Source organism: Ideonella sp. (assembly GCF_035254525.1).
GTDB lineage: Bacteria > Pseudomonadota > Gammaproteobacteria > Burkholderiales > Burkholderiaceae_C > Ideonella.
Map to the genome: position 1 here is coordinate 74,462 of NZ_DATFAN010000061.1, position 22,035 is coordinate 96,496.

The 22,035-nt window shown below is 71.2% G+C and carries 20 protein-coding genes and 1 tRNA gene; 15 read left to right on the forward strand and 6 right to left on the reverse strand.

All coding sequences use genetic code 11. The features are described from left to right. The first annotated feature begins 142 nt into the window (after positions 1 to 142). From VJ693_RS05795 to VJ693_RS05815, 5 genes are all read left to right on the forward strand, one after another. Positions 143 to 1,207: a uroporphyrinogen-III C-methyltransferase gene (locus VJ693_RS05795; protein ID WP_324152560.1), complete on the forward strand. Its 1,065-nt coding sequence runs from the start codon at positions 143 to 145 to the stop codon at positions 1,205 to 1,207. A gap of 1 nt (position 1,208) precedes the next feature. Then, a complete protein-coding gene (locus tag VJ693_RS05800) occupies positions 1,209 to 2,456 on the forward strand; it encodes a heme biosynthesis HemY N-terminal domain-containing protein (RefSeq protein ID WP_324152561.1) in 1,248 nt (415 codons plus the stop codon). Between the two features lie 92 nt (positions 2,457 to 2,548). After that, positions 2,549 to 2,625, forward strand: a tRNA-Arg gene (locus tag VJ693_RS05805). 225 nt (positions 2,626 to 2,850) lie between these two features. Then, on the forward strand, positions 2,851 to 5,046 hold the full coding sequence (gene rpoD / locus VJ693_RS05810) for an RNA polymerase sigma factor RpoD (protein ID WP_324152562.1): 2,196 nt from the start codon (positions 2,851 to 2,853) through the stop codon (positions 5,044 to 5,046). 234 nt (positions 5,047 to 5,280) lie between these two features. Beyond that, a complete protein-coding gene (locus VJ693_RS05815) occupies positions 5,281 to 7,161 on the forward strand; it encodes an AAA family ATPase (protein WP_324152563.1) in 1,881 nt (626 codons plus the stop codon). Here the strand turns inward: VJ693_RS05815 and VJ693_RS05820 are convergent, their stop codons facing one another. Together VJ693_RS05820 and VJ693_RS05825 are read right to left on the reverse strand one after the other, a co-directional pair. Beyond that, the gene (locus VJ693_RS05820) at positions 7,162 to 7,488 is read right to left on the reverse strand and encodes a thioredoxin family protein (RefSeq protein WP_324152564.1); all 327 of its coding nucleotides are present in this window, start codon (positions 7,486 to 7,488) and stop codon (positions 7,162 to 7,164) included. A 51-nt stretch (positions 7,489 to 7,539) separates the two neighbouring features. Further along, positions 7,540 to 8,994: a PLP-dependent aminotransferase family protein gene (locus VJ693_RS05825; protein ID WP_324152565.1), complete on the reverse strand. Its 1,455-nt coding sequence runs from the start codon at positions 8,992 to 8,994 to the stop codon at positions 7,540 to 7,542. A gap of 79 nt (positions 8,995 to 9,073) precedes the next feature. Between VJ693_RS05825 and VJ693_RS05830 the strand changes: the two genes are divergently transcribed. From VJ693_RS05830 to VJ693_RS05840, 3 genes are all read left to right on the forward strand, one after another. After that, positions 9,074 to 9,742, forward strand: coding sequence for a glutathione binding-like protein (locus VJ693_RS05830; RefSeq protein ID WP_324152566.1), 669 nt, complete (start codon positions 9,074 to 9,076; stop codon positions 9,740 to 9,742). A 23-nt stretch (positions 9,743 to 9,765) separates the two neighbouring features. After that, positions 9,766 to 10,572 (forward strand): hypothetical protein, encoded by an 807-nt coding sequence (locus tag VJ693_RS05835; protein ID WP_324152567.1) that lies wholly within the window; start codon positions 9,766 to 9,768, stop codon positions 10,570 to 10,572. Between the two features lie 109 nt (positions 10,573 to 10,681). Continuing rightward, positions 10,682 to 11,134, forward strand: coding sequence for a CBS domain-containing protein (locus VJ693_RS05840; protein ID WP_324152568.1), 453 nt, complete (start codon positions 10,682 to 10,684; stop codon positions 11,132 to 11,134). Between the two features lie 12 nt (positions 11,135 to 11,146). Here VJ693_RS05840 and VJ693_RS05845 read toward each other — a convergent pair whose 3' ends face one another. Continuing rightward, on the reverse strand, positions 11,147 to 12,049 hold the full coding sequence (locus VJ693_RS05845) for a LysR family transcriptional regulator (protein WP_324152569.1): 903 nt from the start codon (positions 12,047 to 12,049) through the stop codon (positions 11,147 to 11,149). A 110-nt stretch (positions 12,050 to 12,159) separates the two neighbouring features. On the opposite strand from VJ693_RS05845, the gene VJ693_RS05850 reads away from it, so the two are divergent. The 5 genes from VJ693_RS05850 (at position 12,160) to VJ693_RS05870 (ending at position 16,687) form a co-directional block, all read left to right on the forward strand. After that, a complete protein-coding gene (locus tag VJ693_RS05850; protein ID WP_324152570.1) occupies positions 12,160 to 12,798 on the forward strand; it encodes an NAD(P)-dependent oxidoreductase in 639 nt (212 codons plus the stop codon). A 127-nt stretch (positions 12,799 to 12,925) separates the two neighbouring features. After that, complete coding sequence (locus tag VJ693_RS05855; protein ID WP_324152571.1) at positions 12,926 to 14,047, forward strand: hypothetical protein; 1,122 nt, start codon at positions 12,926 to 12,928, stop codon at positions 14,045 to 14,047. Beyond that, entirely contained in the window at positions 14,044 to 15,033 is a 990-nt protein-coding gene (locus tag VJ693_RS05860; protein WP_324152572.1) for a 2-dehydropantoate 2-reductase, read from the forward strand. The genes VJ693_RS05855 and VJ693_RS05860 overlap by 4 nt, the downstream gene beginning before the upstream one ends. A gap of 3 nt (positions 15,034 to 15,036) precedes the next feature. Further along, positions 15,037 to 15,957, forward strand: a complete 921-nt coding sequence (locus tag VJ693_RS05865; RefSeq protein ID WP_324152573.1) for an alpha/beta hydrolase family esterase — start codon at positions 15,037 to 15,039, stop codon at positions 15,955 to 15,957. A 61-nt stretch (positions 15,958 to 16,018) separates the two neighbouring features. After that, positions 16,019 to 16,687, forward strand: a complete 669-nt coding sequence (locus VJ693_RS05870) for a histidine phosphatase family protein (protein ID WP_324152574.1) — start codon at positions 16,019 to 16,021, stop codon at positions 16,685 to 16,687. Here the strand turns inward: VJ693_RS05870 and VJ693_RS05875 are convergent. Then, positions 16,678 to 17,853 (reverse strand): hypothetical protein, encoded by a 1,176-nt coding sequence (locus tag VJ693_RS05875; RefSeq protein WP_324152575.1) that lies wholly within the window; start codon positions 17,851 to 17,853, stop codon positions 16,678 to 16,680. The genes VJ693_RS05870 and VJ693_RS05875 overlap by 10 nt on opposite strands. 144 nt (positions 17,854 to 17,997) lie before the next feature. Between VJ693_RS05875 and VJ693_RS05880 the strand changes: the two genes are divergently transcribed. Together VJ693_RS05880 and VJ693_RS05885 are read left to right on the forward strand one after the other, a co-directional pair. Continuing rightward, the gene (locus VJ693_RS05880; RefSeq protein WP_324152576.1) at positions 17,998 to 18,987 is read left to right on the forward strand and encodes a helix-turn-helix transcriptional regulator; all 990 of its coding nucleotides are present in this window, start codon (positions 17,998 to 18,000) and stop codon (positions 18,985 to 18,987) included. Positions 18,988 to 19,080: 93 nt separating this feature from the next. Further along, positions 19,081 to 20,232, forward strand: coding sequence for a VCBS repeat-containing protein (locus VJ693_RS05885; RefSeq protein WP_324152577.1), 1,152 nt, complete (start codon positions 19,081 to 19,083; stop codon positions 20,230 to 20,232). A 16-nt stretch (positions 20,233 to 20,248) separates the two neighbouring features. On the opposite strand, the gene VJ693_RS05890 is transcribed toward VJ693_RS05885, so the two are convergent. Further along, entirely contained in the window at positions 20,249 to 20,578 is a 330-nt protein-coding gene (locus VJ693_RS05890) for a cytochrome c (RefSeq protein ID WP_324152578.1), read from the reverse strand. Then, on the reverse strand, positions 20,578 to 21,846 hold the full coding sequence (locus tag VJ693_RS05895) for a PQQ-dependent sugar dehydrogenase (protein WP_324152579.1): 1,269 nt from the start codon (positions 21,844 to 21,846) through the stop codon (positions 20,578 to 20,580). The genes VJ693_RS05890 and VJ693_RS05895 overlap by 1 nt, the downstream gene beginning before the upstream one ends. Positions 21,847 to 22,035: the final 189 nt, after the last annotated feature.

Below are 22,035 nucleotides of genomic sequence, written 5' to 3' on the forward strand. Positions count from 1 at the left end.
GGCCCCGGGCCGACGAGGGCGGTCGATACAATCCTTCGACACCGTGAATGCCCCTGAATTGCCCTCGTCATCTCCGGCGCCAGCAGCCGCCGAGCCGGTGGCGATGGCGCCATCGACCGGCCCTGCGCCGGCTGCTGCGTCCGTGCCCGCCCATCCGCTGAAGTCGATCGTCTGGCCGCTGGGTGCGTTCGTGCTGGCCGCGCTCAGCGTGGCCAGCCTGTCGCTGGTGTGGAGCACGCAACAGCGTGTAAAAACGCTCGAGCAGGAGCTCGTTCGGCGCCAGCAGAGCAGCCAGGATCAATCCACCGAAGCGCGACTGCTGGCGCGCCAGGCGCACGACATCGCCGCCGATGCGGCGGCCAAGCTCGCGCTGATCGAAGCGCGCGTGGCCGAATCGGCGCTGCAGCGATCGCAGGTCGAAGAGCTGATCCAGTCGCTGTCACGCTCGCGTGACGAGAACGTGCTGGCCGACGTCGAGGCCGGGCTGCGCGTGGCGCAGCAGCAGTCGGCCATCACCGGCAGCGCCGAGCCGCTCGTGGCCGTGCTGCGCCAGGCCGACGAGCGCCTGGCGCGCTACAACCAGCCACGCCTCGAGCGTGTGCGCCGTGCCGTTGCGCGTGATCTCGATCGTGTACGCGCCGTGTCGGTGGCCGATGTGCCCAGCCTGTCGATCAAGCTCGACGAGGCGGTGCGCCTGGTCGACGACCTGCCCATGCTGGTCAACCCCGAGCGCAAGGCCGCCTCCGGCAAGGACACTGCCGCGGGCAAGGGCACCACCCAGGCGCGTGCGCCGGCCGCGTCGGAGCCGCAGCCGGTGCTGCCGAGCTGGCTGGGCTGGGTCGATCAGGCCTGGCAGCGGGCTGCCACCGAGACCTGGGCCGAAGTCCGCTCGCTGGTGCGCGTGACGCGCATCGACCAGCCCGAGGCGATGCTCGTCGCGCCCGAGCAGGCCTATTTCCTGCGCGAGAACCTGAAGCTTCGGCTGCTCAACGCGCGGCTCGCGCTGCTGTCGCGCCAGTTCGAGCAGGCGCAGGGCGACCTGGCCCAGGCCCAGGCGGCGCTCGAGCGGTACTTCGACCGCAGCTCGCGCCGCGTGATCGGCGCCGCCGAGCTGCTGCGTCAGGTCAGCGCGCAGACGCGGCAGGTCACGCTGCCGCGGCCCGATGACACCCTGGCTGCCCTCGCCGCAGCCACGGCCGGCCGCTGACATGCGTTCGGTGATCTGGCTGGTGCTGCTGTTCACGGCAGCGGTGGTGGCCGCCACCGTGCTCGGCCGCAACGATGCGTTGGTCTCGGTGTTCTATGACAGCTGGCGCCTGGACCTGTCGCTGAACCTGTTCCTGCTCGCGCTGCTGGCCACGATCTTCATCGTCTTTGCTGCGCTGCAGGCGGCGCAGTCGCTGCTGAGCCTGCCCACGCGGGCCCGCGAATGGCGCGAGCAGAAGCGCGAGCGCGCGGCTGGTGCTGCGCTGCGCGAGGCGCTGGCCGAGCTGTTCGCGGCGCGTTACGCGCGCGCGCAGCGGGCCGCACAGCGTGCGCTCGACCTGCAGGCCCTGAGCGCCGAGCTGCGCGCCGACACGCAATTCACCGTGCTGGCGGAGATGGTCGCCGCCTCCGGCCTGCACCGCCTGCAAGACAAGCGCGGTCGCGACGAGCGCATGAACACCGCGCTGGCCCTGGTGCGCGGCCGCGCCGGTTCGGCCACCGCGTTCGACGGGCTGCAACTGCTTGGTGCCGAATGGGCGCTCGAGGACCGCGACGCCGAGCGTGGCCTGGCACTGCTGGCTGAGCTGCCGCCCGGCGCGGCACGCCGCACGCAGGCGCTGCGGCTGAAGCTGCAGGCCGCGCGCCAGGAGCGCCGCCCGCTCGACGCGCTGCAGACCGCACGCCTGCTTGCCAAGCACCAGGGCTTCTCGGCGCCCGCCGCGCAATCGCTGCTGCGCTCGCTCGCGATCGAGGCGATCGAGCAGGCCTACGACCTCGACCAGCTGCGCCGCGTCTGGGCCCATCTGGACGCCGACGACCGGCGCGATGCCTTCGTCGTCGCCCGCGCCGCGCGCCGCGCGCAGGCGATGGGCCACGCCGAGCAGGGCCGCCTCTGGCTGCAAGCGGCCTGGGACGCGATCGCCACCGCCCCTGCCGAAGACCGGCGCGAACTGGCGCTGGCATTGGTGGCCTGCGCGCCGGGTGTCGGCAACGATTGGCTGCCGCGCATCGAAGCCGCGCTCAGCGCGCATGGCCACGAGCCCGCGCTGGTGGCCGCGGCCGGCATGGCCTTCGCCGACCGCCAGCTCTGGGGCAAGGCACGCCGCCCGCTCGAGCAGACCGCCTCGGCCGCCTCGCTGCCGGCGCCGGTACGCCGCCAGGCCTTGCGCTGCCTGGCCGCCATCGCGCGCGAAGAAGGCCACGAGGAGCAGGCGCAGGCCTACGACCAGCGCGCCGCCGCGATCGACTGAGGGCCGCCGCGCAACGCCGCAACGCAGGAAATGCGACACGGCGAACAAGATCTTCCAAAGTCTCAAGAACTCGTGCTATACTGCGAGGCTCAGCGGCTGTAGCTCAGTTGGATAGAGTACTTGGCTACGAACCAAGGGGTCGTGGGTTCGAATCCTGCCAGCCGCACCAAACAACAAGAAATGGATCAACGGGTTAGACGTTCCGGCGTCTAACCCGTTCTTCTTTGCCGATGGGCCGGAGCCCGTTGTCAACGAATTGGTTGTGGGTTTGTCTTGTTGTGCGGTCGTCGCCGGAAGGGCTGACGGGCTCGGCGCTTGGCCTTTCAATCTGGCCCGCGATCCCCAGTTGATGGGGAGTGGCCTTGCCCACTGCCTTCCACCACTGAGGAATCGAATGTCCGAGAAGTCGACTGCCGTGCGCGCGGCGCCTGCCAAGAAGATCGCCGCCGCTGCGCCGGCCAAGCGTGCGGCCAAGCGCCCGGCTGCGGCCGCCGCCGCCCCGGTCAAGGCGAAGACCAAGGTGAGCGCCAAGGGCCAGGCGGCGCCGGTGGTGCCGGAAGACGACCTCGACGAGGCGCATCTGGACGACCTCGCCTCGGTCGACGACATCGGCGACGCGGCGGAGCCCGCCACCGCCGACGGGACCGGCACGCCCGCCAAGGCGAAGCCGCTGCGGATGAAGGTGCCCAAGTCCAAGGAACGCGCGCTGATCCGCGAGTTCGGCCTGGATGTGACGACGCTGACCGAAGAAGAAGCCGCCAAGCGCCGCAGCGACCTGAAGACGCTGGTCAAGATGGGCAAGACGCGGGGCTTCCTGGTCCAGCAGGAGATCAACGACCACCTGCCCGAGAAGCTGGTCGACGCCGAGGTGATCGAGGCGACCGTCAAGATGCTCAACGACATGGGCATCGCCGTCTACGAGCAAGCGCCCGATGCCGCCACCCTCCTGGTGGCCGGCGGCGCGGGCACGGCGACGTCGGATGAGGAGGCCGAGGAGGCCGCCGAAGCGGCGTTGTCGACGGTCGACTCCGAATTCGGCCGCACCACCGACCCGGTGCGCATGTACATGCGCGACATGGGCCTGTTCGAGCTGCTGACCCGCGAGGGCGAGATCGAGATCGCCAAGCGGATCGAAGGCGGCATGCAGGCCATGATGCTGGCCGTCTCGTCGTCGCCGCTGGTGGTGGCGGAGGTCCTGGCCTACGCAGACAAGATCGCCACCGGCGAACTGGGCATTTCCGAAGTCGTCGACGGTTTCGTCGTGGCCGGCGAGGCAGACGACTACGTCGCCGAAGAAGACACCGACTCGTTCGACGACAGCGAGGACGACGACGACGGCAACGGCGGCAGCCGCGCGATGACCCGCCGCCTCGAGGAAATGAAGGCCCAGGCACTCGACCGGTTTGCCGCGATGCGCGTCAGCTTCGGCAAGCTGCGCACCGCCTTCGAGAAGCACGGCCACGGCTCGGCGAAGTACAGCGCGGCCCAGCGCACGCTGACCGACCAGCTGATGACGATCCGCTTCACCGTCAAGACGATCGACAAGCTGTGTGGCCTGCTGCGCGCGCAGGTCGATGGTGTTCGCCGCCACGAGCGCGAGATCCGCCGCATCGCCGTCGATCGCTGCGGCATGCCGCAGGAGTACTTCATCGAGCACTTCCCGCCCAACGCGCTGGACCTCGATTGGGTGTTGCGCGAAGCGGCGGCGGGCCGGCCCTACAGCGCGGCCGTGGGCCGCCACGTGGCCGCCCTGCAGGAGCTGCAGGCCAAGCTGGTCGACATCCAGACCAAGGCGGTGATCCCGCTGAACGAGCTGAAGGCCATCAACCAGAAGATGAACGACGGCGAGCGCGCCTCGCTCAACGCCAAGAAGGAGATGATCGAGGCCAACCTGCGCCTGGTGATCTCCATCGCGAAGAAGTACGTCAACCGCGGCATGCAGTTCCTCGACCTCATTCAAGAGGGCAATGTCGGCCTGATGAAGGCGGTGGACAAGTTCGAGTACCGGCGCGGCTTCAAGTTCTCGACCTATGCGACCTGGTGGATCCGCCAGGCCATCACCCGGGCGATCGCCGACCAGGCCAGGACCATCCGCGTTCCGGTCCACATGATCGAGTCGATCAACAAGCTGAATCGGGTCAGTCGCACCCACCTGCAGGAATTCGGCGTCGAGCCGGATCTGGCGACGCTGGCCGAGAAGCTGGAGATGCCCGAAGCCAAGATCCGGCAGATCATGAAGATCGCCAAGGAGCCGATTTCGCTGGAGTCGCCGGTCGGCGACGAGGGCGACACGACGCTGGGCGACTTCCTTGAAGACAGTCTCAACGTGGCGCCGATGGAAGCGGCCATGCAATCGGGCCTGCGTTCGGTCGTCGCCGAGCTCCTTGATGGGTTGTCTGCCCGTGAGGCAAAGGTCATGCGCATGCGCTTCGGCATCGACATGAGCAGTGACCACACGCTCGATGAAGTCGGAAAGCAGTTCGACGTGACGCGCGAGCGCATTCGTCAGATTGAAGCCAAGGCCCTTCGCAAGCTCAAGCACCCGAGCCGGTCCGACAAGCTTCGGACCTTCGCGGATGGCCTCGTCTAGCGCTCCCGGTTGGCCATGGGCGGGCTCCGATACCGCTGGTAACGATCACCGGGCGAAGGTTTACGCGATCCGGCGGTGAACTTGCCGTAAACATCGGAGTCTTTTCTCCGATTGTTCGCCCGCCCGGCGCTCGCCGGCAGCGGCCGCAGTTGCACATCGCGCCGGTCGCCCGGCCCTCCCATGACCGTCTGGCAGAAACTCCTGGCGCGCAGCCGCGCCCACCCGCGCGCCACCATGGCCCTCGCAGCGGCACTCGTCGCGCTGGCCGGCCTGGGCTGGCTGTGGCAGCACGCCAACGATGAAGCGTTGGCACGCAAGAACCCGCTGGCCCAGCAGTTCGAGCAGGACCCCGACGCCTGGCTCGGCCAGCCGCATTCGGTGTCGGACTTCGTCCAGGCCATCGACCAGGGCCGCGTGGCCGCCGTCGGTGTGGCCAACAGGCAGCCGGGGTTGGTGCTCTACACGCTGAAGAGCGGCGAGAAGGCCAGCGCGAACGTGCCGGGCTGCTCGTCGCTCGGCTGTGCCGGCACCGCGCTGGATCGGCTCGGCGAGCGCAGCCTCGCCGCCGGCTTCACGCTGGTGGGCATCGAGGTCGACGGCAGCACGCCGAGCCAGCGCGCGCTGGGTGCGATCGGCTCGGCGCTGTCGCCGCTGCTGCTGGTGGCGCTGCTCGGCGGCGGCGTGCTGCTGCTGACCCGGGTGCAGATGCGCGCCGGTTCGGACGCGGCCACGCTGCCGAGCCGGCCCGAGACCCGGTTTGCCGATGCGATCGGCAATGACGAGGCCAAGGCCGCGCTGCAGCGCGTGAAGGCCTTCCTGCACGACCCGGCGCAATACGCCAGGCTCGGCGCCGCGGCGCCGCGCGGCGTGCTGCTGGTGGGCCCGCCGGGCACCGGCAAGACGCTGCTGGCCAAGGCGCTGGCCGGCGAGAGCAAGGCCCACTTCATCGCGGTCGACGGCTCCTATTTCACCGCCACCTACTACGGTGCGGGTGTCGCCAAGGTCAAGGCGCTGTTCAAGCTGGCGCGCAAGCAGGCGCCGTGCGTGCTGTTCATCGACGAGGTCGACGGCATCGGCAGGCGGGCCCACGGCGGCCCGGGCGGCGGCGCGGAATCGGAAATGAACCGCATCATCAACCGCGTGCTGGTCGAGATGGACGGCTTCGACCCGATGGACAACGTGGTGGTCGTCGCCGCGACCAACCACGAGGACAACATCGACGAGGCGCTGCGCCGCCCCGGCCGCTTCGACATGCTGGTGCGCCTGAACAAGCCCACGCTGCCCGAGCGCGCCGCGCTGTTCGATCTCTATCTCGGCAAGGTCAAGCACGACGGCCGCGCCGACACCGCGGCGCTGGCGCGCATGGCCACGGGCCTGTCGCCGGCCGAGATCGCCAACCTGGTCAACAAGGCGGCGTCGAGCGCGGCCGAGCAGGGTGCCGACGCGGTGACGCCGGAGCATCTGCTGCGCGCGATCGAGACGCAGCTGCTGGGCGGCGAGGTTTCGCCGATCAAGGATCTGCTGACCGCCGGCACGCGCGACCGCCTGGCGGTGCACGAGGCCGGCCACGCGATCGTCGGCCACTGGGCCGGCGCCGGCCGCATCGAGCGGGTGACGATCGAGCCGCGCGGCCCCGGCCTCGGGGTGACCTACATGACGCGCGAGACCGAGGACCCGCTGTATGCGCAGGGCGAACTGGTCAGCCGCCTGGCGATGATGCTGGGCGGGCGTGAAGCCGAGTTGATGGTGCTGGGCAGCGTGTCCTCCGGCGCGTCGGACGACTTGAAGCGAGCTTCCGAGCTCGCGATCCAGATGGTTGGCCAGCTCGGCTTTTCGGAGACCTTCGGCCTGCTCAGCGTCGCGGGCATCCCGAAGGAGTTGCTGGGGCCGGACGTGCAGGCCGCGGTGCTGACCGAAGCGCGCCACCTGCTCGAAGCCGCGCAGGCCACCTGCCGCGAGGTGCTCACCACCCAGCGCCACCGGCTCGACGCGATGGCGCAGGCGCTGCTCGATACCGAGGTGCTGTCCGGCGCGCCGCTGAAGGCGTTGCTGGGCGACACGGCGGTGGCAGTCGCCCTGCCGGCCGCCGAGCCGGAACCGGCCGCGGCCGGCTGATCAGCCCGCCAGCCGGGCCAGCGCCTGTTCGATCTCGGCCGTGCTCTGCGGCCGCACCAGCCGCTCGATCTCCTGGCCGTTCTTCATCAGCACCAGGCTGGGCCACAGCTTGATGCGAAACGACCGACCGAGCGGCCGGCCGGGCCCGTCCTCGACCTTCAGGTGGCGCAGCTCGGGGTGGCCCTGGAAGGCACTGGCGATCAGCGGCTGTGCCCGCAGGCAGAAGCCGCACCAGCCGGTGCCGAACTCGAGCACTGTGGCGCCGGGCAGCGCGTCGACCTCGGCGCGTGCCGGCTCGGGCGAGACGAAGTGGGTCGTGAAGGCCATCGGGGCTCTCCTGGGATTCGATTCGTTCGGCCAGCGCCGCGCCGCCGGGCGTCAGCCCTCCAGCGCCCGGCGCATTCGTCGCAACGCGCGATCGATCTCGTCGGCATCGACCACACCATAGCCGAAGCACAGTGCCGGTGCCAAGCCGGCGGGCGCAAACGCGTACTCGGCGGTGGTCTGCGCACCCGGCAGGCATTGGCGCATGGCCGCGACGACCGCCGCGGCGCGGCGCGGCTCGCGGATGCGCGCGGCCAGGTGCAGCCCGGCCTCGCTCGGGATCGGCGCCAGCCAGTCGGCCAACCGGTGCTGCAGGCCATGCAGCAGCGCTTCGCGCCGCTCGGCATAGACCGGCCGCATGCGCCGCACATGGCGCGCCAGGTGGCCGTCGCGGATGAACGCGGCGAGCGCGGACTGCGTGACCGTGTCGCAGTGTGAATCGGCACAGTGCTTGACCGCGGCGAGCGGCTCGCGGGCCCAAGCCGGGGCGACGATGAAGCCTTTGCGCAGCGAGGGGAACAGGCTCTTCGAGAAGGTGCCGATGTAGAACACGAGCCCGTCGCGGTCCAGCGTCTGCAGCGCGTCCAGCGGCCGTACGCCGAAGCGGAATTCACCGTCGTAGTCGTCTTCCAGGATCACCGCGCCGCGCTCGCGGGCGAAGGCCAGCAGCGCGCCGCGCCGGCGCAGCGACAGCGCGACGCCGGTCGGCGACTGGTGCGAGGGGGTCACGCTGATCACCTGCACGTCGGGCGGCAGCTGGTCCACGCACAGCCCCTCGTCGTCGACCGGCACCGGCACCAGTTTCGCGCCGGCGGCGATGAGGGCCGCGCGCAGCGGCGGGTAGCCCGGCTCCTCGACCGCGACGCGGGTCTGCCCGGGCACGACGAGCAGCCGCGCGAGCAGGTCGAAGGCCTGCTGCGCGCCCGACGTGACGACCACGTCGTCGGCCGTGCAGGCCACGGCGCGGGCAAACGCCACGTGCTGCGCGATCGCCTCGCGCAAGGGCGCAATGCCGACCGACGGCGGGTAGGCGAAGGGCGTGCGGGCCCAGATGCGCAATGACTGCGCCGTGAGCCGCCGCCAGGCCTCGTGGGGAAAGAAGCGGTGCTCCGGCACGCCGAGGCGGAAACTGCGCTCGGGCAACGTGCGCGGCGGCTCGGGCTGCAAGGCCGGCTGGCGCCACAGCGGGTTGATGCGCTCGGCCGTGTCGGTGCGGCGCAGTGCGCGCTGCATCGGCCCGGCGCGGCGCGCCGCCAGCTCGGCCACCACCGCCTTGGCGCCGGGGCGCGGCAGCACGTAGCCCTCGGCCACCAGCAGGTCGTAGGCGGAGACGACGGTGTTGCGCCCCAGGCCCAGCGCCGCGGCCACGCGCCGGGTCGCGGGCAACGGGCTGCCGGCCGTGAGCCGCCCGTCGAGGATGGCGCTGCGCAACTGCTGGTGCAGTGCCTGGGCACGGGCGCCGTCGCCACGCGCCGGCAGTGCCAGGTCGAACGGGAAAACTGGCTCCATCGAATCTCCGTGGACTGGCTCAAGCGAGGAACCAGATGGTACATACGCTTCAGGCTCACGAATCGCCTGGAGCCTGCCCGTGATCGACCTGTACTTCAGCCCCACGCCCAACGGCCTGAAGATCCGCCTGTTCCTCGAAGAGACGGGGCTGGCGCACCGCATCGTGCCGATGCGCCTGTCGGCCGGCGACCAGTTTGCGCCGGCCTTCGTGGCGATCTCGCCGAACAGCAAGATGCCGGCCATCGTCGACCATGCGCCGGCCGACGGCGGCGAGCCGCTGGCGGTGTTCGAGTCCGGCGCGATCCTCTGGTACCTGGCCGAGAAGACCGGCCGGCTCCTGCCCGCCGGCCGCGACCGGCTCGGCGTGATGCAGTGGCTGTTCTGGCAGATGGCGGGCCTGGGCCCGATGGCCGGCCAGGCCGGCTACTTCCGCGTCTACGCGAGCGAGCCGGTGCCCTTCGCGGTCGAGCGCTACACCCGCGAGCTGCGGCGGCTGTACGGCGTGCTGGACCGGCGCCTGGCGGGGCGCGACCACATCGTCGGCGATGCGTACTCGATCGCCGACATCGCCTGCTATCCCTGGGTCGTGCCGCACCGTGGCCACGGGCAGGACCTGGCCGAGTTCCCCGCGCTCGCGCGCTGGTTCGCCATGGTCGCCGAGCGGCCGGCGACGCGCCGCGCCTATGACGGCGTCGAGGATGTGTACGCGCAGCGCGGCACGCCGGTGGCTGCGGCGCCCGCCGCCTGAACCCCGCGAAGGAGACCGACACCATGCCCCACTTCATCTGCGACACCTGTGGCACCCAGTTCGCCGCCACCCCCGAGCCGCCCGCGAAGTGCCCGGTCTGCGAGGACGAGCGCCAGTACGTCGGCTGGCAAGGCCAGCGCTGGACCACGCACGACGAACTGCGGCAGCGCTTGCGGCTGCGCCTGGGCGACGACGACGGCCTCACCGCCATCGCGGTCGACGGCGCCTTCGCGATCTCGCAGCGTGCGCTGTGGCTGCCCACCGACGCCGGCAACATCCTGTGGGAATGCCTGAGCCTGGTCACGCCCGAGGCGGTCGAGGCGCTGAAGGCGCGCGGCGGGGTCGACCGCATCGTCATCTCCCACCCCCACTTCTACGGCGCGATGGTCGAGTGGAGCGAGGCCTTCGGCGGCGTGCCCATCCTGCTGCACGAGGCCGACCGCGGCTGGGTGCAGCGGCCGGCGCGGCAGATCGACTACTGGCGCGGTGACGAGCTGCGCCTGTCCGACACCGTCACGCTGATCCGCTGCGGCGGCCACTTCCCCGGCAGCACGGCGCTGCATTGGCGCGGCGGCCCGCACGCGGGCGGTGCGCTGCTGCCGGGCGATGCGCTGCAGGTCGTGGCGGACCGGCGCCACCTGAGCTTCATGTACAGCTACCCCAATCACATGCCGATGCCGCCCAGCGCGGTGCGCGCGATGCGGGATCGCCTCGCGCCCTTCGCCTTCGACAGCCTGTGGGGCTACAGCTGGGGCCGCAACATCATCGGCGGCGCGCGCGCCGCGGTCGACCGCTCGTTCGAGCGTTACCTGGCGGCAGTCGCCGCCTGACCGCGCGGCAGCCCGGATGCTCGCGCCTTGCGGCGGCGCAAGCCGGCCGCACGCCGATGCGGGATGCTTCGAAGCGCGGCCTGCCGGCCGCTGACGAAAGGCCGAGATCATGGGAATCGGAACCTGGTGCGAGCGCAGCGTCGTCACCTGCGGGCGTGACGCGCCGGTGCTGACGCTGGCGCGGCTGATGCGAGACCAGCACGTCGGCGACGTGGTGGTGGTCGACGAGGTGCTCGGCGGTCGGCCGCAGCCGGTGGGCATCGTGACCGACCGCGACCTCGTGGTGCGCGTGCTGGCGATGGGCGTGGCCGGCGAGGCGCTGCGCGCCGGCGACCTGCTCGTGCACCCGCTGGTCACCGCGCACGAGGACGAAGACCTCGGCCAGGCCGTCTGGCGCATGCGCACCGGCGGCGTGCGCCGGCTGCCAGTGGTCGACAGCGAAGGCGGGCTGGTCGGCGTGTTGACCGCCGATGACGTGACGCGTCACCTGGCCGAGAAACTCGGCGACGTGGCGCACATCGTGCCGCGCCAGCTCGTCAAGGAACAGACGGCGCTGGACTGACCGGCCATCGCCTCAGGCGCTCCAGCGCGCGCGGTAGAACTCGACGAATGCCTGCGCCGCGGCGCTCAGGTGCCGCCCCGGCGGGTAGACCGCGAAGACGCCACCCGAGGGCACGCGCCAGTCGGGCAGCAAGCGCTCGATGCGGCCGGCGGCGAGGTCGGCCTGCACGCTCAGGCGATCCATCACCGTGACGCCGGCCCCGGCCAGCAGCATTGCGCGCAGGGCGGTGGCCGAATCGGTCTGCAGCCGCGCGTTCATCCGCACGCTGCGGGTGTGGCCGTTGCGCGCGGTGAAGCGCCAGGTCAGCGGCGTGGGCAGCAGGGTCAGCGCGATCCAGTCGTGCCCGGCCAGATCCTCGGGCTTGCGGGGCGCGCCGGCGCGCTGCAGATAGGCCGGCGAGGCGACGACGAACTGCTCGAACTCGCCCAGGCGCACCGCGCGCAGCGTGGAGTCGCGCAGCCAGCCCATGCGGAACGAGACATCGATGCCCTCGGCCAGCATGTCGCTGACGCGGTCGCTCGCCTGCAGCGTGATCTTCAAGGCCGGGTGCCGCAGCGCGAACTCGGCCACCAGCGGGGCGAGCTGCTGCGCCGCCTGTTCCACCGAGGCGGCGATGCGCAAGCTGCCGCTCACCGCACCGGCGCTGCGGTGGGTGCGCGCCACCGCGTCATGCAAGTCGGCCAGCAGCGGGGCGGTCTCGTCGAGCAACTGCTGGCCGGCGTCGGTCAGGCGCACGCGGCGCGTGGTGCGGGTGAACAGGCTCAGGCCGAGTGCGCGCTCGAGGCGCTGCACGTCCAGACTCACCCGCGCCTTGCTGATGCCCAGCCGCTCGGCGGCTGCCGTGAAGCCGCCGGCCTGCGCGACGGCGATGAAGGCACCGAGGCGGTTCAGGTCGGTGGGGGCATCGGCGGCCATGGGTTGATTGTCAACGAATCTACGACAGTGTTTCACGACTGTGGCGGTTTATCGAAACGACGCCAAGGGCCATCATCCTGGCCATCTCAACCCCGTACTCACCCACTTCCATGAAGATCGCACTCATCGGCGCCTCCGGTTTCATCGGCTCGGGCCTGCGCGCCGAGGCCCTGTCGCGCGGCCACCAGGTCACCGCCCTGGTCTCCAACCCGGCCAAGCTCGAGGCCGCGCCCGGCCTGACCGCCAAGGCCGTCGATGTCATCGACACGGCGGCGCTGGCCGACGCGATGGCCGGTCACGACGTGGTCATCAGCGCCTTCAGTGGCCACGCCCAGGCGGATGTGCGCGAGGCCTACGGCCGCGGCATCCGCTCGATCATCGCGGCGGCCAAGCAGGCGGCGGTGCCGCGCCTGCTGGTCGTCGGCGGCGCCGGCAGCCTGGAGGTGGCGCCGGGCAAGCAGGTCGTCGACAGCCCCGACTTCCCGGCGCAATGGAAAGGCTCGGCCGAGGGCGCGCGCGACGCGCTGAACTGGCTGCGCGACGAGCCGACGCTGGACTGGACCATGCTGAGCCCCTCGGCCATGATCTTCCCGGGCGAGCGGACGGCCAAGTTCCGCCTCGGTGGCAACCAGCTGCTGGTGGGCGCGAACGGCAAGAGCGAGATCTCGGTGGCCGATTACGCCGTCGCGATGCTCGACGAAGCCGAGCAGGGCGCGCACCGCCGACAGCGCTTCACGGTCGGCTACTGAGCCCCCAGGGCCGGGCGTCGCCCAGCCCGCCCCCCGCGGGGGCCAAGGAACTCGGGAGCGGCCCTTCATTCCTTGAGAGCCCCCCGTCCACCGTGGCGGGCGCGGTGCGTTGATACTTCGCACTCCCATGCCGCCCGCCGCCACCCAACCTTCCGACCCCACCCGCCGCCGATTTGTCGGCTCGGCGCTGGCCACCGGCGCCGCGCTGGCCTGGCCCGGCCTCGCCGGCGCGGCCACCGAGCCGCCCGCCAGCACGGGCGAGGCCGCCGAGCTCGACGCCGCGGCGCGCGTGCCGGTGATCGACTGGGATTGGGTCGACGCGGCGCGCCAGCGCCAGGTGCCGGTGCGGCTGTACTGGCCGCAGCGCAACGGCGCGGCGGCCGACACCCCGGTGCCGCTGGTCGTCTTCTCGCACGGCATCGGCGGCTCGCGGCTGGGCTACAGCTACCTCGGCCGCCACCTCGCCAGCCACGGCTGGGCCTGCCTGCATGTGCAGCACGTGGGCAGCGACCGCGCGCTGTGGTGGGGCAACCCCTTCGGCCTCGTCGGCCGCCTGCGCGAGGCGGCGCGCGAAACCGAGGCGGTGGACCGGGCGCGCGACCTGCGCTTCGCGCTCGACCGCCTGCTCGACCCGGCGCTGAGCCACCCCGTGGTCGGCCGCCCGGCCGAGCGCGTCGACGGCCGGCGCATCGTCGCCGCCGGCCATTCGTACGGGGCCAACACGACGATGCTGTCGATCGGCGCGCGCGTGGCCCGCGGCCAGCAGGTCTACGACTTTCACGATTCGCGCTACCACGCCGCGATCCTGCTGTCGGCGCCGCCGTTCTATGGCGAGCACGACCTGGCGACGATCCTGGCGCCGGTGCAGTTGCCCACGCTGCACATCACCTCGAACGAGGACGTGATCCTGATCCCGGGCTACGAGTCGGGCGTCGAGGACCGCATTGCCCTGTACGACGCGATGCCCGATGCGCGCAAGGCGCTGGTCGTCTTCCGCCGCGGTTCGCACAGCATCTTCACCGACCGCACCGTGGCGGGCGGCTTCGAGGTCAACCAGCAGATCAAGGGCGCGACCAAGACGCTGGCTGCGGCCTTCCTGCGCCAGCAGTTCGAGCAGGATCCGGCGGCGCTGCCCGGCTGGCGGCAGAACTGGCAGGCCGTCGTCGCGCGCACGGCGGGCCTCGCGGCCGCCGCGACCCCGGCCAACCCGAACATCACGAACACCACGAACAACACCACGAACACATGAAGGTCTGCATCATCGGCGCCGGCGCAATCGGCGGGTTCATCGGCGCAAAGCTGGCGCTTGCCGGGCAGGCGCAGGTCAGCGCGCTGGCACGCAACTCCACGCTGCATTCGCTGCGTGAGCATGGCTGGCGGCTGCGCCAGGCGGGCGAGCTGCTGCGCGCGCCGGTGGCGGCGGCCAGCGACGTGGCGGCCGAACTCGGCCCGCAGGACCTGGTGGTCATCGCGGTCAAGGGGCCGGCGCTGACGCTGGTCGCGCGCGGCATCGCGCCCTTGCTGGGCCCCAAGACGCGCGTGCTGCCGGCGATGAACGGCGTGCCCTGGTGGTTCTGTCAGGGGCTGCCCGGCTTCGACGGCCGGCCGCTCGCGAGCGTGGACCCGGGCGGCACGATCGCCGCCGCGATCCCGCGCGAGCGCATCGTCGGCTGCGTGGTCCACGTGGCCGCCTCCAGCCCCGAGCCGGGCCTCGTGCAACACGGCTTCGGCAACGGCCTGATCATCGGCGAGGCGGCCGGCGGCCGCAGCGCCGAGGTGCAGGCGATTGCCGAGCTGCTCGGCCACGCTGGCCTGGAAGTGACGCACTCGGCCGATGTGCGGCGCGACATCTGGTTCAAGCTCTGGGGCAACCTGACCATGAACCCGGTCTCGGCGATCACCGGGGCCACGGCCGACCGCGTGCTGGCCGACCCGCTGGTGCGCGGCTTCTGCTCGGCCGCGATGAACGAGGCCGCGCTGGTCGGCGCCCGCATCGGCTGCCCGGTCGAGCAGACGCCCGAAGACCGCCACGCGATCACCACCAAGCTCGGCGCCTTCAAGACCTCGATGCTGCAGGACGTGGAAGCCGGCCGGCCGATCGAGCTGGACGGCATCGTGACGGTCGTGCGCGAGATCGCCGAACGCGTGGGCGTTGCGACGCCGAACATCGACGCGCTGCTGGGCCTCACGCGGCTGTTCGCCCGCGTGCACGGGCTGTACCCCGAGGCGGGCTGAAGCGTGCGGCCGCGGGCGGTGATCGGCCTGGCGCTGATGGTGGCGCTGTCGCAGGCGGCGGCCGCCGAGGTGGCCGATCCGGCCGGGCCCGGCCGACACGAGCTCAACCACCAGGGCATCGCGCGCAGCTATGTCGTGCGCCTGCCGGCCAACCCGCCGGCGGGTGCGCGCCTGCCGCTGGTGCTGGTGCTGCACGGTGGCGGCGGTGATGCGGCGAGCGCCGAGAAGATGACCGGCTTCACCGACAAGGGCCGGCGCGAGGGTTTCATCGTCGTCTACCCCGAAGGCAGCGGCCGGTTCGCCAATCGCCTGCTGACCTGGAATGCGGGGCACTGCTGCGGCCAGGCGATGCAGCGCCGCGTCGACGACGTGGGCTTCTTTCGCACGCTGATCGATCGGCTGGTGGCCGACTATCCGGTCGATGCGCGGCGTGTCTACGCGACCGGCATTTCCAACGGCGGCATGATGAGCCACCGCCTCGGCATCGAGCTGCCGGACAAGCTGGCGGCCATCGCGCCGGTCGTCGCCACGTTATTCGGCGACGAGAAGAGACCGGCGCAGGGTGTCTCGGCGCTGATGATCAACGGCGCGCTCGATGCCTCGGTGCCGGCGGCCGGCGGGGCGCCGGGCGGGCGCTTTCCCGATAGTTGGGATGGCACGCCCGCGCTGCCGTCCACCGCCCAAGGGCGATTCTGGGCCGAGGCCAACGGCTGTGCCGCGAGCCCGGAAACGATCGCCCAGGGCCCCGTGCAGCGCGCACGCTATCGCTGCCCGGCCGGCCGCGATGTCGAGCTGCTGCTGGTGGCCGACAACCCGCATGCCTGGCCGGGCGGCGTGCCGGGCAGCCGGCTGGGCGCAACGCCGAGCACGGCGATCAACGCCACCGACGAGATCTGGGCCTTCTTCAAGGCGCACGCCAGGTAGGTAGGCGGCTTCGTCGCGGCCGTGACAGGCGCGCGGCGCGCCGGGCCGGACAATCCGGCCCATGGGCACGCTCTATCTCGTCCGCCACGGCCAGGCCTCGTTCGGCAGCCACGACTACGACCGCCTGAGCGAGCTCGGCCACCGCCAGTGCCGTGCGCTCGGCGAGCACTTCCGCAGCATGTCCTTGAGCTTCGACCTCGTGCTCACCGGCACGCTGCGCCGCCACCGCGAGACCTACGAGGGCATCGCCGAGGGCCTGGGCAGCCGCCCGGAGCCGGAAGCCTGGCCGGGCCTGAACGAGTACGACCCCGAGGCCATCGTGCGGGCGGTCCACAGCGGGCCGATCGCTGCGCCCAAGACCCCCGAGGCGGTGCGCCAGCACTTTCGCCTGCTGCGCGAGGGCCTGGTGGCCTGGATGCAGGGCCGCAGCGAGCCGGCCGGCATGCCCAGCTACGCCGATTTCGCCGCCGGCGTGGGCGCTGCGCTGGCGCGTGCGCGCGAGCGCGCCGATGCCGACGTGCTGATCGTCTCCAGCGGCGGCCCGATCTCGATTGCCGTCGGCCTGGTGCTGGGCCTGGCGCCCGACGCGGTGGCCGAGCTGAACCTGCGCATCCGCAACAGCGCGGTGACCGAGTTCGTCGCCAGCCCGAAGCGGCACAGCCTGCTGAGCTTCAACGGCCTGCCGCACCTGCACAAGCCCGAACTGGCTGACTGGGTGACCTACGCCTGAACGGCCCCGCCGGCCTCGACCGCGCGGCCGCCGCGTTCGAGCGCCCAGCCCTCGGTCGCACGAGCGGCCGGGTGCCATTGGGTGCGCTGCGCGCCCGGGATGCCCTTTGCCACGTTCGCCAGGCCCTTGGCGACCAGCTTCTGCACGAGCTGGTCGGCCTGCTCGGCGCTGATCTGGGCCGAGAAGCGCTGCCAGCGGCGCAGCACATCCGGGTGGGCCCAGGCGTCTTCGAGGCGCTCGCGCATCACCTCGGGCGTTTCCGGCCGGCCACCTTGCCAGGCGCGCGGCAGCAGGCTGTGGAAGAAGAGGTGGAAGTCGCGCCGCAGACCCATGCCCGGCAGCAGGTTGACGAGCTGCGCGATGCGCACCGCGAAGCCGCTGTGGGTGAGCTGCAGCGTGATCAAGGCCTGCAGGCCCTGGATCGGGTTGATCAGCCGCACCCGGTTCGGCGGCAGCACGCGCAGCGGCAGCGTGGCGGCCAACTCGTGCGGCAGCGGCGTGGCAAAGCTCATCAGCGTGGCCAGCCGCGCCCATTCGGCACTGGCCAGGCCCTCGACCGCGCCGGCGCCCTCGGCCTGGCGCGCCTCGGCCAGCACGGCGGCGAGCCGCGCTTCGTCCCAGCGCTTGCCGCCCTTGGCCTGCCGCGCGAGCGGGCTCAGGCCCACGAGGTTGCCGGCGGCATAACCGGCGCGGTGGTTGATGCGCTCGATCACCGCGGCCTCGCCGCCTTCACAGGCGGCGTCGCCGAGGGGCGCGCGGGTGACCGGGCAGCGGCGGCTGTCGATCTGCGCCAGGTAGTTCGGCGTGACCTCGACGCCCTCGAAGGCCTGGCCCTGGGCCCACGCGGACAGGCGCAGCGCCAGCCACTGCTGCACCCCGCGGCCGGCGCGCAGCGTGCGGCTGCCGAAGGCGGCGCGGCCGGCCTGCCAGCCCTGGCGCAGCGGGTGGCCCGGCAGCAGGTGCGCGGCCGGTGGCACCAGGCCGTGATGGGCGTAATCCCAGCCGAGCACGAAGGCCGGGTCGGGCGCCTCGGCGTCGTCGGCCAGGTCGGCAGGCACCATGGCCAGGCGGGCCGTGCGGCCGCTGCGGGCGAGCGGTGCCGGGCAGGGCAGGCGCCGCAGCGTCGGCAGGTCGTCGAAGGCGAGGGCGGTTTGGGCGGTGGCCATGGCGTGCTCCGGTGTGAACGGTGGGGTCGGATGACAGCGTGTGCCTGCACTGTGCGTTTTCACAGGCTCATGGAATGAGCCTGCGTCGCCCGCAAAAAGAAAGTTGCAGGCTCACGCCATGAGCCTGTGGTAGCGTCGCCGCCCATGGACCGCACCGAACGCTTCTACCGCATCGAGCTGCTGATCAAGTCGCACGGAGGCGTCAGCTTCGACGAATTGATGGGCGAGCTCGAGGTCTCGCGCGCCACGCTCAAGCGCGACCTGCAGTACCTGCGCGACCGGATGGACGCGCCCATCGTCTACGACCGTTTCGACAACGTGTATCGCTTCGACGGCGCCGCGCCCGGCGGCGCCGCCGCGGCCGCCGCGCCGCACGAGCTGCCCGGCGTGTGGTTCAGCGAGGCCGAGATCCACGCGTTGCTGACGATGCACCAGCTCATCAAGGGGCTGGATGCCGGCGGCGTGCTCGGCCGCCACCTGCAGCCGCTGCTCGACAAGCTGCACGGCATGCTCGGCGCGAGCGAGGGCGAATCGCGCGAGCTGATGCGGCGCGTGAAGATCGCCGCGCCGGCGCGCCGGCCGGTGCCGCCGCGCTGGTTCGAGGTGGTAGGCAGTGCGCTGCTCAAGCGCCACCGCATCGACCTCGTCTACTTCACCCGCAAGCGCCAGGCCGAGAGCCGGCGCGAGGTCTCGCCGCAGCGGCTGATCCACTACCGCAACACCTGGTACCTAGATGCCTGGTGCCATTCGAGCGACGGGCTGCGCCGCTTCGCGCTCGACGCGGTTCGCTCCGCCAAGGCGCTGGAGCAGCGCGCGAAGGACGTCGCGATGAAGACCGTCGAGGCCGAGCTCGACGGCGGCTACGGCATCTTCAGCGGCAAGGCCGACCAGTGGGCCACCCTGCTGTTCGACGCCGACGCCGCGCAGTGGGTGGCGCAGGAAGAGTGGCACCCGGCGCAGCGCCTGAGCGCCCAGCCCGATGGTGCGCTGCGCATGGAGCTGCCGTATGCCGATGCGACCGAGCTGGCGATGGACATCCTGCGCCACGGCCCGCAGGTGAAGGTGCTGGCCCCGCCGGCGCTGGCGCGCCTGGTCGGCGAGCGCCTGGCCGCGGCGGCCGCGCAGTACCGCTAGCAGAACTTGATGCGCGTAAGGATCAACAATTTTGTTGTTTTGGTCTGCCGGAGGTAACGCCTAAAGTGCCCTGACAAACAAGGGGGGTCGGGGATGAAACGGGTAGCTCGCATCGCGGCGGGAGTCGCGCTCGCCTTTCAATCTTTCCTGGTGCAGGCGCAGTACAGCGCCGAGTTCATCGAAAGCTCGAAAGCTTGGGGTTCGGTGGTGGCCGACTTCAACGGTGATGGTCACGACGACATCTTCATCACGGGCCACGATACCGACGACCGCATCTGGTACTGGACGCCCGCCGGCTACCAGCCCTCGGCGCAGGCGCTGGTCTGGGTCGACCGGCACGATTGCGATGCGGCCGACTTCAACCGCGACGGCCGGCTCGACCTGTACTGCGCCGTCGGCGCCGACAGGGGCCAGGGCGTGGGCGCGAACGAGGTGTGGCTGCAGGATGCCGACGGCCGGTTCAACCTGCTGCTCAACCACGGTGCGGAAGACATCTATGGCAGTTCCCGGATCCCCATGGTGCTCGACGTCAACCACGACGGCTACCCCGACATCTACCTCACCAACGAGCGCCGCACACGGGCGGACGGCAACCTCAGCATCAACCGGCTGTTCGTCAACCAGGGGGGTACCGGCTTCACTGAACTGGTCACGGCGGCCACCGGTGAGCGCGGCTCGGCCTGCGCCGTCAAGGGCGACATCGACGGCGACGGCTGGGACGACCTGATCGTCTGCGATCTGTCCGGCCCGCCGCATGTCTACCTCAACAACCGGGCCGGCGACTTCGCCGAGCTGAACACCGTGGCGGCGGCCGTGAAATGGGTGGCCGCCCAGCTGGCCGACATGAACGGCGACGGCCGCGCCGACCTGGTGACCCTGGCCGGCAACAAGCTGCAGATCTGGTTCAACACCGGCGCTGCCCCGTACTTCGTGCAGCCCGGCTACCAGAATCAGCTGACCTACACCGGCAAGTCGCTGACCGTGGGCGATTTCAACCAGGATGGCCGCTGGGATGTCTACGTCGTGCTGATGAAGTCAGGCTGCCCGTCGGTGCTGAGCGACCAGGCGCCCGACCTCGTCTTCCAGGGCATGCCCAGCGGCTCCTGGAGCAAGATCAAGCAGCCCCAATCCGCCTACGCCGGCTGCGGCCACCTGGCCGACACGGTGGATGGTTCGCGCGTTCTGCTGATGAACGGCGGCATCAGCTGGCGCGGGCCGAACTACGTGCTGTCCTGGGTGCCCTGAGGCGGCGCGCGGTTCGTCACTTCGGCGCCGACACTTCCACCCGCACCGAGGCAAACCACGCCGCGAGTTGCGCGATGTCGTCGTCCGTCAGCGGCTTGGCGATCACCGACATCACCTCGTGCCGGCGCGTGCCGCCCCGAAACGCGCGCAACTGTGCCGTGAGGTAACTCGCCGGCTGGCCGGCGAGGTTGGGCGTGTCGGGCTGCGTGGCCTGGCCGAGCGGGCCGTGGCAGACCATGCAGGGTCGTCCCACGGCCGGAGGGCCCGGCTCCTGGGCCGCCGCCGCGCCGCCGGCGGCCAGCGCCGCCGCGGCGAGCACCGCGCGGCGGCGCGTTGCCCTCGCCATCACGGTGCGTAGGTGACGCGGTAGATCGCACCGGCGAAGTCGTCGCTGATCAGCAGCGAGCCATCCTTGGCCACCGCCACGTCGACCGGCCGGCCGCGGTAGACGCCGGTCTCGTCGTCGAGCCAGCCCTCGGCGAAGACCTCGGTCTTGTCGGCCGTGCCGTCGGCCTTCAGGCTGGTGAACATGATGCGCGCGCCGATCGGCTTGGTGCGGTTCCACGAGCCGTGCTGGGCCGAGAACAGGCCGCCCTGGTACTTCGCAGGGAAGGCCTTGGCCGTGTAGAAGGCCAGGCCCAGGTCGGCCGCGTGGGCATCCATGTAGACCTGCGGGTCGGTGATGTTCGGGGGCAGCGGGTCCTTGTCGTAGCCCTCGTCGGTGATGCGGGTGCGGCCCTGCTTCCACGGGTAGCCGAAGAACTGGCCGGGCTTGGTGGCGCGGTTGATCTCGCCGGCGGGGATGTCGTCGCCCATGCCGTCGGTCTGGTTGTCGGTGAACCAGAGCGTCTTGTCCTTCGGGTTGAACTCCAGCCCCACCGAGTTGCGCAGGCCAGTGGCATAGACCTCGCGCTTGGAGCCGTCGAAGGGATTCATGCGCACGATGCCGCCGATGCCGACCTTGGTGAACAGGTCCAGCTTGTTGCGCGGCGGCACGTTGTAGGGCTGGCCGAGGGTGATGTAGAGCATCCCGTCGGGCCCGACGCGGCAGGTGCGCGCATGGTGGTTGAACGATTCCTCCTCGGGCGGGATCAGCTTGCCCTGCGGCACCACCTCGATCACCGCCACGTCGCCGCCTTCGTAGAAGAACTCGGCAGCCGGGAAGTTCAGCACCCGGTTGTGCTCGACGACGATCAGGAAGCCATCCTTCGTCCAGCACACGCCGTTGGGCACGTGGAACTTGGCCGAAGGCGCAAAGGGCTTGACCTCGGTCGCCACGTCGCCGCTGTTGCGGTTGGTGACGGCCCAGACGGTGTTCTTGCGCGTGCCGACGAACAGCATGTTGGTGCTCGGCGCCACCGCCATGTGGCGCGCATCGGGCACCACCGCGTACAGGTCGATCCGGAAGCCCGGCGGCAGCTTGATGCGCTTGAGGTTCTCGCGCAGCGCGGCGGCGTTCTTGCCCTCCTGCGGCACGGGCGGCATGCTGGGGTCGACCCCCGACAGCTTCATCTGCTTCAGGTTCTCGATGTTCGGGCTCTGGGCCTGCACGGTGCCGGCGGCCAGGCAGGCGGCGGCGGCCAGGGTGCACAGGGCGGTGGCGGGTTGTCGCATGCGTGTGTCTCCTCGTGGTGTCGTTGGGCGAGGGATGGCTCGCAACGCGGCCGCCCCCACGGCGCTCCACGCAACCGGCGTACCAGTGGGGGTAGACCCGCAGGGTGCGGGGGCAGGGCATGGGCGCGCCTGTCCAGCCGCGCGACAGCCGGGGTGACCCCTGTGCAGAAACGGTTCAATGGCGCTCGG

Excerpts from the sequence above, each read along its gene's own strand:
- VJ693_RS05835 (WP_324152567.1), top strand. The coding sequence starts at position 9,766 with ATGCCCCACTTCATCTGCGACACCTGTGGCACCCAGTTCGCCGCCACC.
- rpoD (WP_324152562.1), top strand. The coding sequence starts at position 2,851 with ATGTCCGAGAAGTCGACTGCCGTGCGCGCGGCGCCTGCCAAGAAGATC.
- VJ693_RS05860 (WP_324152572.1), top strand. The coding sequence starts at position 14,044 with ATGAAGGTCTGCATCATCGGCGCCGGCGCAATCGGCGGGTTCATCGGC.
- VJ693_RS05850 (WP_324152570.1), top strand. The coding sequence starts at position 12,160 with ATGAAGATCGCACTCATCGGCGCCTCCGGTTTCATCGGCTCGGGCCTG.
- VJ693_RS05895 (WP_324152579.1), bottom strand. The coding sequence starts at position 21,846 with ATGCGACAACCCGCCACCGCCCTGTGCACCCTGGCCGCCGCCGCCTGC.
- VJ693_RS05880 (WP_324152576.1), top strand. The coding sequence starts at position 17,998 with ATGGACCGCACCGAACGCTTCTACCGCATCGAGCTGCTGATCAAGTCG.
- VJ693_RS05885 (WP_324152577.1), top strand. The coding sequence starts at position 19,081 with ATGAAACGGGTAGCTCGCATCGCGGCGGGAGTCGCGCTCGCCTTTCAA.
- VJ693_RS05815 (WP_324152563.1), top strand. The coding sequence starts at position 5,281 with ATGGCCCTCGCAGCGGCACTCGTCGCGCTGGCCGGCCTGGGCTGGCTG.
- VJ693_RS05870 (WP_324152574.1), top strand. The coding sequence starts at position 16,019 with ATGGGCACGCTCTATCTCGTCCGCCACGGCCAGGCCTCGTTCGGCAGC.
- VJ693_RS05825 (WP_324152565.1), bottom strand. The coding sequence starts at position 8,994 with ATGGAGCCAGTTTTCCCGTTCGACCTGGCACTGCCGGCGCGTGGCGAC.
- VJ693_RS05840 (WP_324152568.1), top strand. The coding sequence starts at position 10,682 with ATGGGAATCGGAACCTGGTGCGAGCGCAGCGTCGTCACCTGCGGGCGT.
- VJ693_RS05890 (WP_324152578.1), bottom strand. The coding sequence starts at position 20,578 with ATGGCGAGGGCAACGCGCCGCCGCGCGGTGCTCGCCGCGGCGGCGCTG.
- VJ693_RS05855 (WP_324152571.1), top strand. The coding sequence starts at position 12,926 with ATGCCGCCCGCCGCCACCCAACCTTCCGACCCCACCCGCCGCCGATTT.
- VJ693_RS05820 (WP_324152564.1), bottom strand. The coding sequence starts at position 7,488 with ATGGCCTTCACGACCCACTTCGTCTCGCCCGAGCCGGCACGCGCCGAG.
- VJ693_RS05800 (WP_324152561.1), top strand. The coding sequence starts at position 1,209 with ATGCGTTCGGTGATCTGGCTGGTGCTGCTGTTCACGGCAGCGGTGGTG.
- VJ693_RS05875 (WP_324152575.1), bottom strand. The coding sequence starts at position 17,853 with ATGGCCACCGCCCAAACCGCCCTCGCCTTCGACGACCTGCCGACGCTG.
- VJ693_RS05845 (WP_324152569.1), bottom strand. The coding sequence starts at position 12,049 with ATGGCCGCCGATGCCCCCACCGACCTGAACCGCCTCGGTGCCTTCATC.